The organism is Cypionkella sp. (assembly GCF_034376685.1).
Taxonomy (GTDB): domain Bacteria; phylum Pseudomonadota; class Alphaproteobacteria; order Rhodobacterales; family Rhodobacteraceae; genus Cypionkella.
Genome location: NZ_JAXMJJ010000052.1, coordinates 1 through 11,594, shown reverse-complemented (window position 1 = coordinate 11,594; position 11,594 = coordinate 1). Strand labels below are relative to the sequence as shown.

Sequence of the window (11,594 nt, the reverse complement as noted above, 5' to 3'; positions counted from 1 at the left end):
GATCTCATCATCCTTGGAGGTGAGAAAGATCACCGGCATGCTGGATTTCAGCCGCAGGCGCTGCAACAGATCCATGCCATCCATTCGGGGCATCTTGATGTCGAGCACTGCCATATCCGGCATGCGTCGATTAAAAGCTTCCAGCGCGGATTGCCCATCGTTGAACGTTTCAACTTCGAAACCTTCAGCCTCAAGAGTCATCGACACCGACGTCAGGATGTTCCTGTCGTCGTCTACAAGGGCGATCCTTGCCATGTTTGGGTTTCCCTATCCTGCTCGGCTTGCCTAATATGCACGCCTGATTTTTGACATATATTCCGTTTTCCTGACCTCGTTAGCAACTGCTAACTGCGAATCACCCAGGTGTTCGGACTCCATCATGCGCTTAATTTCCAAATGAATGACTATTATGCCGCAGTTTTCCTATCGGCTCCATTTTGGTTGCGCTAACCCGAAAATGGTTGCGCTAACTGTGACCTCGCGTCCTATTCCGTGTAAAATCCGTATGTTATAGCGGAGGCACGAGACCCAGATCTTGGGTTTTCGCAGAAACGCCACAAGGTTCGGGCGTTACGGGTTGGAAACTATACCCCCCTATATTGGCGGGAACGGGAGCTTGCAGGATGACGAATGGACGGGTGAACCCATCGCAGCGGTTGGAAGATCAGGGCATCAGCGGTCTGGGTCGCGTCTATTACAACTATATCGAGCCTGCATTGGTCGAAGCTGCCGTAGCCCGCGGTGAGGGCAAACTGGGCAAAGGCGGCGCATTTCTCTGCACCACCGGGCAGTTCACCGGACGCTCGCCGAAAGATAAATTCGTGGTGCGCACCGCTGCGGTCGAAGAGTCGATCTGGTGGGAAAACAACGCTCCGATGGCGCCCGACGCGTTTGATCGGCTGTACGCGGACATGCTGGCGCATATGCAGGGGCGTGAGTATTTCGTGCAGGATCTGTTCGGCGGGGCCGACCCGGTTTACCGCCTTGACGTGCGGATGGTGACAGAACTGGCTTGGCACGGGCTGTTCATCCGCCACATGCTGCGCCGACCGGAACGCGCCGAGTTGGATGCGTTTGTGCCGGAATGGACGGTGATCAACTGCCCGTCGTTTGAGGCTGATCCTGCCAAGCATGGCTGCCGAACCTCCACCGTGATCGCGCTGAACTTTGAGCGCAAGATGATCCTGATTGGCGGCACCGCCTATGCGGGTGAGAACAAGAAAGCGGTGTTCACGCTGCTGAACTACCTGCTGCCGGAAAAGGGTGTGATGCCGATGCATTGCTCGGCCAACCATGCGATTGGCAATCCGGTGGATTCGGCGGTGTTCTTCGGGCTTTCCGGCACCGGGAAAACCACCCTGTCGGCGGACCCGTCGCGGATTTTGATTGGCGATGACGAGCATGGCTGGTCAGAGCGTGGCACCTTCAACTTTGAGGGCGGCTGCTATGCCAAGACGATCAATCTGTCGGCGGAAGCCGAGCCCGAGATTTACGGCACCACCTCGCGCTTTGGCACGGTGGTGGAGAATATGGTGTTTGATCCCGAGACGCTGGAGCTGGATTTCACTGACAGCAGCCTGACCGAGAACATGCGGTGTGCGTATCCGTTGGAGTATATCTCGAACGCGTCGGTCACCGGGATGGGCGGGCATCCGAAGAACGTGATCATGCTGACCTGCGATGCTTATGGGGTGTTGCCGCCGATTGCCCGGCTGACCCCGGCGCAGGCGATGTATCATTTCCTGTCGGGCTTCACGTCTAAGACTCCGGGGACGGAACGCGGGATTGTCGAGCCGACGCCGACATTCTCGACCTGTTTCGGCGCACCGTTCATGCCGCGCAGACCGGAAGTCTATGGCAAGCTGTTGCAGGCGAAGATCGCGAAGTTTGGCGCATCCTGCTGGCTGGTGAATACTGGCTGGACCGGCGGCAAGTTTGGTCAGGGCAAGCGGATGCCGATCAAGGCGACGCGGGCTTTGTTGACGGCGGCTTTGGATGGGTCGTTGGCAGCAGGCGAGTTCCGCCGCGATCCGAACTTTGGCTTTGAGGTGCCAGTGGCGGTGCAGGGGGTCGATGCGACCCTGCTGGATCCGCGCGCGACCTGGGGTGACAAGGCGGCTTATGATGCGCAGGCGCAGAAATTGGTGGGCATGTTTGCCGATAATTTCGCGCAATATGTGCCGTTCATTGATGCTGACGTGAAAGCTGCGGCGATTGGGTGAAACGGGATGGTCCCAACTCGGGACCATTTTCGTGTGCTTTGATTTCAAGGGCTTACGGGTAATCGGTAAGGTTCTGTTAAGCTTTGGCTTGCTTGATGGGCGGCTGGGGGTTTTGCACCCCCAGACCCCGGCAGGATATTTGCGCGCAGAGGATGACAATTTTAGCTAAATTTTAGCGATTACAGACCAACCGCCCGGCGCATCAGGTTCAACCCCGTAAGCACCAGCAGAATCTGCGTCCAGCGGCGGAATTTTGACTGATCCAGACGGTCTTGCACCGCGACGCCAAGGCTTTGGCCGAGCATCGCGGGCAGCACCAAAACGGCAGAAAACGCGGTGGTGCTGGCGGTAAGAACGCCGGAGTGCAGATGCGCCACCAGCAAAACCACGGCACCGATCAGGAACACCACGCCCTGCACGCGGACGGTTTCCAGCTTGTCGGCTTTGATCGAGAGCAGATAGACCAACACCGGCGGGCCCCAAACTCCGGATAGCCCGCCGTAAAGGCCGCTGATGATGCCCAGCATCCACTCGGCGCGGCTGCGGTGCTCCAACCGCAGCGCAAGGCCGACGCCAGCCAGTTGCAGTGCCGCGAAAATGGTGATCGGCAGGCCGAGCAGCAGCAGGAACAGGTCTTGCGGGATGATGCGAACGAATTGCGCCGAGATCACGATGAAGATCACCATCGAGATCAACATCCGGCGATAGGTGATCGTCGTGGCCCAAACCGGGCCGGGGCCGTGCCGGAAGGCTTGGGTGAGATTCGAGATAAGCGTCGGAAGGATCAGACCAGCCAGCGCGGTCTCGGGCGGCAGGAAGCTGGAAAAGGCGGAGATCATGATCATTGGCATCGCAAAGCCGATAGCGCCTTTGACGAAACCCGCGAAGAAGGTGATCAGCAGCGCGGCGACAAAAGCCAGCGGCGTCAGGCCTGCCATAAGGTATTCCATGCGGCGTTCTCCTTGTGAGCGATTGTTTAATGCAGGTTGCACTGGATCGCACGCCGAAATCCGTCGCGACATTTTCCATCTTTTTCTTGATCATTTGAGAATTAATATTGCGCTGCGACTGCGAAGGGATTACCCATTTCGCAGATGCAGCATGTGCGGAGGGCGGTGATGGCTTTGGATCAGAATTCTGGTGTTGTGGCCGATCTGCTGGGGCTGACAACTGAGGCTTTGCCTGAGGTTGAAGCGCTGTTTGAGCGCGGGCGCGCGGCGTTGCGTGGGCTGGTGACGGTGGGGGGCAAGGTCTCGGCTGCCGCGATGGAAGAGCATCAGTTTGCGGCGCATACGCTGTCGTGGCTGGCGACCTACACCGAAAGCCTGCGGCAGTTGCGGGCTTGGGCGGGGCGGCTGGCTGAGGATGGCAAGTTTGGCGAGATGGAGGCGTTGATCCTTCAGATCGGCTTTGGCGAGTATCTTGCGCAAATTCACGGCGGCATTCCGATGTCGCAGGGCGAGATGGCGCGGCTGGGCGATTTGGGGATTTCGGCGGTGCCGGGGGCGGCCGCAAGCGTCTTGATGGTCGAGGGCAACAGCCCTGCGGCGCGGATGCGGCTGGTGGCCTTGATGCGCGACAATCACGGCCGGGCGACCTTTGGGGTCAGCGGTCTGGATGATGAGTTGGAGATGATCCGCGATCAGTTCCGCCGCTTTGCTGACGAGCGGGTGGTGCCGTTTGCGCATGGCTGGCACCTGCGCGATGAGTTGATCCCGATGGAGATCATCACGGCTTTGGCCGAGATGGGCGTGTTCGGGCTGACCATCCCGGAGGAATTCGGCGGCTATGGCTTGTCGAAAGCCTCGATGGTGGTGGTCAGCGAGGAGTTGTCGCGGGGGTATATTGGGGTTGGGTCGTTGGGCACCCGGTCTGAGATTGCCGCCGAATTGATCCTGTGCGGCGGCACCGATGCGCAAAAGGCGCAATGGCTGCCGAAGCTGGCCTCGGGGGAGATTTTGCCGACGGCGGTGTTTACCGAGCCGAACACCGGCAGCGATCTGGGGTCGTTGCGCACGCGGGCGGTAGCGGGGCCGGAGGGTTGGGAGGTGACGGGGAACAAGACCTGGATCACCCATGCGGCGCGGACTCATGTGATGACATTGCTGGCGAGGACTGACCCTGAGACCAGCGATTACAAGGGTTTGTCGATGTTTCTGGCCGAAAAGACGCCGGGGACCGATGCGGAACCGTTCCCGACGCCGGGGATGACCGGGGGCGAGATTAAAGTGCTCGGTTATCGCGGCATGAAGGAATATGAGCTGGCATTTGACGGCTTCAAGGTCGATGCCGCCAATCTTTTGGGCGGGGTGCCGGGGCAAGGTTTCAAGCAGCTGATGCAGACGTTCGAATCCGCGCGCATCCAGACGGCGGCGCGGGCGATTGGGGTTGCGCAGAACGCTTTGGAAGTGGGCATGGCTTATGCGACGGACCGCAAGCAGTTCGGCAAGCCGCTGATCGAGTTTCCGCGCGTGGCCGGTAAGCTCGCGATGATGGCGGTCGAGGTGATGATCGCGCGGCAGCTGACCTATTACTCGGCGTGGCAGAAAGACCACGACAAGCGTTGCGATCTGGAGGCGGGGATGGCGAAGCTGTTGGGCGCGCGGGTGGCTTGGGCCTCTGCGGATAATGCGTTGCAGATCCACGGTGGCAATGGCTTTGCGCTGGAGTATCAGATTTCACGGATTCTCTGCGATGCGCGGATTCTGAATATTTTCGAGGGCGCTGCGGAGATTCAGGCGCAGGTGATCGCGCGGCGGCTGCTGGATTAAGGTCTGCCGCGTGACGGGCGCAGGATGCCCAAGCGCGGGTGCAGGTTGCCTGCGATAAAATAGGCGGCCCCGAAGGCGAAGCCCGAGGCGGCGAAGATGAAGTTGAGGGGGGCGACCCACAGCACTAGCCACGCCATGCCCGGTGTGGCGATGCCCGACACATCGCGGAAGCTGGAATAGACGGCGGCCATCTCGGCGCGTTCCGAAGGTTTGACCGACATCATGAACGGCAAGCCTCCGGCGACGTCGAGCATCACGAGGCCGAACGAGGCGAGGAACAGGCAGCCGACGGCGATCCACGGCACCGGGGCTGCGAGGGTGGCCAGGCAGAACAGGATGGCGCAATAGGCGAGGGCCAGGCGCATGGCGATGCGGACGGAGCGGCGGCGGACCCATGACGCCATGAAGGGCGACAGCAGTAGCGTGGCGTTGGACACCGACAACATGAAGCCGCCGAGTTTATCGCCCAATCCGGCCTCGATACAGAACACCGGGACGTAGACGACATAGACCCACCAGCCGCAGGAGCGGATCACCGCGAACAGCCAGCCTGCGATCAGGCGGGGCTGGCGGAAGAAGCGGCCCAAGTAAGCCAGCGGATTGACGGCGGGGCCTTTGGCGCGGGTGATCTGCTTGCCTGAACCCAGCCGCAGATACCAGAACACGCCGAACAGGATCACCGCGAAGACGGCGGCGACGATGAACGGCAGCGGCGCCCAGAGCGCCCGCATGTAGACGCCCGCCATCGGGCCAATCGCCCAAGGCGCTGCGGCATAAACCATTTGCAGGCTTTGGGTGCGGCCCAGATCGGCGCGCGGCACATAATCCAGCACATAGGCGTTGAAGCAGACAAAGCAGGTGACTGTGGCCATCGACATGATCAATATGCCCAGCTGCACCGACCATTGCGTGCCCATCACAAACAGCACCATCGAGATCAGATAGAACACGCAGCCCGCCGAATAGACCCAGCGGCGCGGCCAGATCTGCGTCAGCCGCGGCACCATCAGGCCCCAGAACAGCGTGATGATGCCTGCGGTGAAATAGACCGTCGACAGGTTCTGCGCCGAGCCAAACGCGTCATAGACCGCGATCGGAATGGTGGAAATCAGCGTGCCGCGCACGGCGGCCTCCAACCCGGCCAAAAGCGCGAAATGCTGGAGTTTCGGGTTGGCGGAGTGTTTCAACTCCAAAGACTGATACCGCAAAGCCATGCGGGTATTTGGCTTGCCTCGGGCTATGGGGTCTGTGCTGTGGGCGACGCGCGTGGACTGTCCGCGACTATTGTTGCGCCAGAATGGTTAATAATCGCACACGCGCTTCGGGCAGCGGTTTGCCGTTCAGCAACGGCTCCAGAGCGCGATTCAGGAAATGCCCGGTCAGAGCAAGGCCTTGGGCAATCTCTACCGGACTGGCAGGCCCCTGCCCCAGCAACACCGGCGGCAACGGCAACAGCCGCCCGGCCCAATCCCCCGCCGCATCACGGTTCACCGCGCGACCGGTTTTCGGGCTGACATAGGCAAGGTCTTCGCGGCTGCCGGTGATCGCGCATTGGGCAAGGTCAAGAGCGAAGCCGAGTTCCTCCAGCATTGCCAACTCCCAGCGCAGATAATCGGGCGGCCAGCCGGGGGTTTGCAGCGCATCCAATAATTGGATCGAACGCGCGTAAAGTGCCGGATGCGGCTCACGGTCGGGCAAGGCCGCGTGCAGCATGGCGCAAATGGCGTTCAGGCCCGCGAGGTTCAAGCGATCCACCAGCACCCCGGCCCGGCTGCGCAGGGGTTCCACCTTGAAGCTGCCGATCTGCTCAGACAGCCGCGCCTGCCAGACCACATCAACCTGAGATCCCGGTTGCAACACCGCCGCCATCCGGCGCGAGGCACCGCCGCGCACCACCCCGGCGTGTCGGCCATGCGCCGCCGTGAATACCTCGATGATCGCCGATGTCTCGCCATGCGGCCGCACCGAAATCACCGCCCCCTGATCGCGCCATTCCATCGGGGCAGTATCGACGCAGCGTAACGGCAGGGCAAGGCTTGCCACGCGCGCGTTTTGCGGCAGATTGCACATATGTTTGCCCGGATGACTGCCTTTGCCCTTGCCATTATTGGCCTTGCCGCCCTGCGTGCGCAGTTTGATGCGCTGATTGCGGTGCCGCTGGCGGCGGATCGGATCTGGGCGATGGCAGCCTATTTCACCATTCTGACCAATGCCTTGCTGGTGGTGCATCTGTTGGCGATCACCAAAGGCTGGCAGATGTCTGCGTCGCGCGCGGCGGGGCTGTTGCTGGCAATCTCTGCGGTGGGGATCATCTATCACGCGCTGCTTGGTAACCAGTTTCCCACCGATGGCCTAGGCTGGTGGGCCGATCTGGGGCTGCATACTGTGATGCCGCTGGGCTATACGCTGTGGTGGCTGGGCTTTGCACCCAAGGCATTGCCATGGCGCGATGTGCCGCACTGGCTGATCTGGCCCGTCATCTACACCGGTTATGCGTTGATCCGCGGGCATCTGACCGGACAATGGCCCTATCCGTTCCTCAACGCCGATTCCTTGGGCTGGGCGCATGTGGCGCGCAATCTAGGTGTGCTGCTGGGGGCGTTGGGGCTGTTGGGCCTTGGCATTGCGGCGCTGGCCCGCATCCTTCACTCGGCCAAACCGGGCTGATCCAGCAAACTGCGGCCCTGACGGTCTTCAAGCTCGATCACCCAAAGATCGGGGTCGCGGCTGCGCTGACGTTGTAGCAAGGCATCAACCTCGGCCTCCGGCCCATCGGCCAGAACCACCCAGACCCGGGTATCGGCCATCAGATCAAACGAGCGCTGATAGGCGCGGGCCTGACCGTTCAGCAGGGCAACCTTGACCAGAACCGCCCCTGCGGTCGGATCCCCCTTGGCGGTGACATAGACCGGAATATCCGCCAACCGCAAACGGGTCAGATAGGCGGAAACCCACAGATCGGAAGTCAGACGCGCGCTCATCGTTGCTCTTTCTGAAATACTCCCCCCGGAGGGATCAACAGCTCAACAGGCGCGCGCTTTGACATCCCGAAACCGAAATTTGTGACAAATTTCGTGCCGGAATTCGACTGCGAATTCCGCCTGCCTCACGCCTCGCCGTCTTTGAAATCCAGACCCATTTCGGAATAGCGCTCGGGCTCGTCCTGCCAGTTTTCGCGCACTTTCACCTGTAGAAACAGATGCACGGTGCGGCCCAGAAACTCCGAGATGTCAGCGCGGGCAGCCTGACCGATGCTTTTGATCGTCTCACCCTTGTTGCCCAGCACGATGCCCTTGTGGCCATCGCGGCTGACATAAATGATCTGGTCGATCCGGGTCGACCCGTCGGGTTTGTCTTCCCATTTCTCAGTCTCCACCGTCAACTGATACGGCAGTTCTTCGTGCAGCCGCAGCGTCAGCTTTTCGCGGGTCATTTCCGAGGCGATCATCCGCATCGGCAGATCGGCGATCTGGTCTTCGGGGTAGAACCACGGCCCCGCCGGGATCTGCTCACCCAGCCATTCGCGCAAATCTTTGACGCCGTAGCCTTTTTCTGCCGAGATCATGAAGGTCTTCGCAAACGGGAAGGATTCATTCATCTTTTCGGCGAGGGCCAGCAGCACCTCGGCCTTGACCTTGTCGATCTTGTTGATCGCCAAAGCCACGGCCTGACCCTGCGGGATCTGGTCTTTCATGCGGTCGATGATGGTCTCGACGCCCTCGGTCAAGCCGCGATTGGCCTCGATCAGCAGCACGATCAGATCAGCGTCGGCAGCCCCGCCCCAAGCGGCTTTGACCATGGCGCGGTCCAGACGGCGGCGGGGGCGGAACAGGCCCGGCGTGTCGACAAACACGATCTGCGCCACACCCTCCATCGCCACACCGCGGATCCGGGTGCGGGTGGTCTGCACCTTATGGGTGACAATCGAGACCTTCGCCCCGACCATGCGGTTCAAGAGGGTGGATTTGCCGGCATTCGGCTCGCCGATCAAGGCGACAAAGCCCGCGCGGGTGCCGGGTCCGTCGGGCATCCGCCCGGTGAGTTTGCTATCTTCAGTCATCAGAAGTCTCCATCCGGGCCAGAAGGGCGCGGGCTGCGGCTTGTTCGGCCACACGTTTCGATCCGGCGCGGGCAATCTCTGCCGCGTCATTGGCCAGACGCACTTCGACGGTGAAGATCGGCTGGTGGTCTGGGCCGGTGCGACCCTGTTCAGTGTAAACGGGGGGCGGCATGGCGCGGGCCTGTGCCCATTCTTGCAACGCGGTTTTGGGATCACGGGCGTCTTGTTCGACAGCACCGATGCGCGGCCCCCACAGCCGCAGGATCAGCGCGCGAGCAGCGTCAAAGCCGCCGTCATGGTAAACGGCGGCGATCACCGCCTCCATCGCATCGCCGAGCAGCGCCTCTTTGCGGCGGCCACCGGACAGCATTTCCGAGCGGCCGAGTTTCAGCACATCGCCCAAGCCCACCTCGCGCGCGACTTCGGCGCAGGCTTCTTTGCGCACCAAAGCGTTGAAACGCGGGGCAAGCTGGCCCTCGGATGCCCCGATATCGGCACCCAGAAGCGCCTCGGCCATCACCAGACCCAATACACGATCACCAAGGAATTCAAGGCGTTGGTTGTCAGGCCGAGTGGTCGAGGAAATCGAGGCATGCGTCACCGCGCGCAGCAACAGTTCTGGCTGGCGAAACTGGTGCCCGATGCGCGCCTCGAAGGCTTTGAGATCGGCCGCGAGCCTCACTCCACCGCCTTGAAGAAACGATCCGAGCGCCAGGTCCAGAAGTAGAGCATCGAGGTGCCGGCTGATGAGAACATGATGCGGTCGGCGCGGCCGATCAGGTTTTCGGCGGGGACAAAGCCGACGCCGCCGGTTGCTTGGGCAAAGCGGCTGTCTTCGCTGTTATCGCGGTTGTCGCCCATGAAGAAGTATTCGCCTTCCGGCACGCTGAACACATCGGTGTTGTCGCCATAGGTGTTGTCTTCGATGTTCAGCACGTCATGCGTGACACCGTTCGGCAGAGTCTCGCGGGAGCGGATTTTCTCGCAGATAGCGCCATCCCCCACCACGCCGTTGCTGCAACGCGGGCGGGATTTCATCGGGCCTTGCGGCTCCATCACTTCCTGGAACGTGCCATCAGGCACCTGTGGAACAACCGCACCGTTGATGTAGAGCACGCCCTGTTTCATCTGGATCTTGTCACCGGGCAGGCCGATCAGGCGCTTGACGAAATCCGAGCCGTTGACCGGGTGGCGGAACACCACCACATCGCCGCGTTCGGGGTCAGACGCAAAGAGGCGGCCCGAGATTGGGCACAAAGCGAAGGGGCAGGAGTATTTCGAATAGCCATAAGCCATCTTGTTGACGAAGACGAAATCGCCGACCAGCAGGGTGGATTTCATCGACTCGGACGGAATCCAGAACGGCTGGAAGAACAGCGTGCGGAAAGCACCTGCGATCAGCAGCGCATAGACTACGGTTTTGACCGTTTCGACAATGCCGCCATCTTTTTTCGTCATGATGCCTGTATTCCTTGGTTTTGCCGCTACATGCGCGCCGAGGGCTGCGGAGTCAAGTTGGCGCGGGGCCGGGGCGGGCCTCGATCACCACGAAAGCCTGTGCCCAGGGGTGATCGTCGGTCAAAGTCACGTGAATGATGGCGTGATGGTCGGGCGGGGTCATTTGTGCCAACCGCTCTGCCGCCCAGCCGGTGAGGTGCATGACGGGCTGGCCCGAGCGCAGGTTTGACACCGCCATATCTTTCCAACTGATCCCCATGCGCAGACCCGTCCCCAGCGCCTTGGAGCACGCCTCTTTCGCGGCCCAGCGTTTGGCATAGGTGGCTGCGACCGCGCGGGGGCGGGATTCAGCCTTTTTCTGCTCACGCTCGGTAAAGACGCGGGTGCGAAAGCGGTCACCGTAACGGGCGAGCGTGGCTTCGATCCGTTCGATATTGGCGAGGTCTGAGCCGATGCCGAGGATCATGGCTTAGTCCAGTTGGGCGCTGATGGCCCCGGTGCTTTGGTTGATGGTAACGACAAGTGTTGCCGCGCCAAACTCGCCTGTATCGGGCAGATACCGCTTTGCCGGAACGGAAATCGTCAGCCCCTTGGCGGGATCGTAAGTCGCGGCGGTGCCGGTGAGGCTCAGGCTGGCAAATCCGGTCGCTCCGTCGAGCGAGACGACACGGCATTGGCGCCCCTCAAGTTCGTCGAGCGGCGGCGACAGCACCAGCAGGTGAAACGCGGCGGCGGCGGGTTCAACCGTGTCCATCACCGTCAAGCGCACCGCACCATTGGCAAAAAGCCGCGTGTTGGCATCCCAGGGTTCGGCGATGTTCCAGGCATTACTGCGGGCATCATCGCAGGGCTGCACGGTTTCCGCCGCAGCGGCTTGGCCCAGCAAGCCCAAGGCCAGCGCAGCGCAAGCGACATGAGAAAGGCTGCGCATCACTGCCCCCCTGCCCGCGCGAGATCCATCAGGTGGCGCATTTCCTCGATGGCGGGACCAAGGCCGCGATAGATCGCTTCGCCGATCAGGAAATGGCCGATGTTCAGCTCCACCACCTCGGGAATGGCAGCGATCGCCTCGACGGTGTCGTA

The 11,594-nt window shown here is 61.3% G+C and carries 14 protein-coding genes; 3 read left to right on the top strand and 11 right to left on the bottom strand.

The genetic code is table 11. The features are described from left to right. A partial coding sequence (locus tag U1A24_RS10880; RefSeq protein WP_322321993.1) for a response regulator occupies positions 1-255 on the bottom strand: 255 nt, incomplete at its 3' end. Between the two features lie 368 nt (positions 256-623). Here U1A24_RS10880 and U1A24_RS10875 point away from each other — a divergent pair. After that, positions 624-2,222 (top strand): phosphoenolpyruvate carboxykinase, encoded by a 1,599-nt coding sequence (locus U1A24_RS10875; RefSeq protein ID WP_322321992.1) that lies wholly within the window; start codon positions 624-626, stop codon positions 2,220-2,222. A gap of 179 nt (positions 2,223-2,401) precedes the next feature. Here the strand turns inward: U1A24_RS10875 and U1A24_RS10870 are convergent, their stop codons facing one another. Beyond that, a complete protein-coding gene (locus tag U1A24_RS10870; RefSeq protein ID WP_322321991.1) occupies positions 2,402-3,172 on the bottom strand; it encodes a sulfite exporter TauE/SafE family protein in 771 nt (256 codons plus the stop codon). Positions 3,173-3,340: 168 nt separating this feature from the next. Between U1A24_RS10870 and U1A24_RS10865 the strand changes: the two genes are divergently transcribed. Next, on the top strand, positions 3,341-4,993 hold the full coding sequence (locus U1A24_RS10865; RefSeq protein WP_322321990.1) for an acyl-CoA dehydrogenase family protein: 1,653 nt from the start codon (positions 3,341-3,343) through the stop codon (positions 4,991-4,993). On the opposite strand, the gene U1A24_RS10860 is transcribed toward U1A24_RS10865, so the two are convergent. Beyond that, complete coding sequence (locus tag U1A24_RS10860; protein ID WP_322321989.1) at positions 4,990-6,207, bottom strand: MFS transporter; 1,218 nt, start codon at positions 6,205-6,207, stop codon at positions 4,990-4,992. The genes U1A24_RS10865 and U1A24_RS10860 overlap by 4 nt on opposite strands. 67 nt (positions 6,208-6,274) lie before the next feature. Continuing rightward, positions 6,275-6,991: a DNA repair protein RecO gene (gene recO, locus U1A24_RS10855; RefSeq protein WP_322321996.1), complete on the bottom strand. Its 717-nt coding sequence runs from the start codon at positions 6,989-6,991 to the stop codon at positions 6,275-6,277. Positions 6,992-7,075: 84 nt separating this feature from the next. Between recO and U1A24_RS10850 the strand changes: the two genes are divergently transcribed. Continuing rightward, complete coding sequence (locus U1A24_RS10850; protein WP_322321988.1) at positions 7,076-7,660, top strand: Pr6Pr family membrane protein; 585 nt, start codon at positions 7,076-7,078, stop codon at positions 7,658-7,660. On the opposite strand, the gene U1A24_RS10845 is transcribed toward U1A24_RS10850, so the two are convergent. From U1A24_RS10845 to U1A24_RS10815, 7 genes are all read right to left on the bottom strand, one after another. Beyond that, positions 7,639-7,974 (bottom strand): DUF1491 family protein, encoded by a 336-nt coding sequence (locus U1A24_RS10845; RefSeq protein ID WP_322321987.1) that lies wholly within the window; start codon positions 7,972-7,974, stop codon positions 7,639-7,641. The genes U1A24_RS10850 and U1A24_RS10845 overlap by 22 nt on opposite strands. A gap of 125 nt (positions 7,975-8,099) precedes the next feature. Then, positions 8,100-9,023 (bottom strand): GTPase Era, encoded by a 924-nt coding sequence (era, locus tag U1A24_RS10840; protein ID WP_322321995.1) that lies wholly within the window; start codon positions 9,021-9,023, stop codon positions 8,100-8,102. Between the two features lie 22 nt (positions 9,024-9,045). Continuing rightward, positions 9,046-9,735: a ribonuclease III gene (gene rnc, locus U1A24_RS10835; protein WP_322321986.1), complete on the bottom strand. Its 690-nt coding sequence runs from the start codon at positions 9,733-9,735 to the stop codon at positions 9,046-9,048. Continuing rightward, a complete protein-coding gene (gene lepB, locus U1A24_RS10830; protein WP_322321985.1) occupies positions 9,732-10,511 on the bottom strand; it encodes a signal peptidase I in 780 nt (259 codons plus the stop codon). The genes rnc and lepB overlap by 4 nt, the downstream gene beginning before the upstream one ends. A gap of 52 nt (positions 10,512-10,563) precedes the next feature. Continuing rightward, the gene (gene acpS, locus U1A24_RS10825) at positions 10,564-10,977 is read right to left on the bottom strand and encodes a holo-ACP synthase (protein WP_322321984.1); all 414 of its coding nucleotides are present in this window, start codon (positions 10,975-10,977) and stop codon (positions 10,564-10,566) included. Positions 10,978-10,980: 3 nt separating this feature from the next. After that, complete coding sequence (locus U1A24_RS10820; protein ID WP_322321983.1) at positions 10,981-11,442, bottom strand: hypothetical protein; 462 nt, start codon at positions 11,440-11,442, stop codon at positions 10,981-10,983. Beyond that, on the bottom strand, positions 11,442-11,594 hold a 153-nt coding region (locus tag U1A24_RS10815; RefSeq protein WP_322321994.1), incomplete at its 5' end, for a pyridoxine 5'-phosphate synthase. The genes U1A24_RS10815 and U1A24_RS10820, both read right to left, overlap by 1 nt.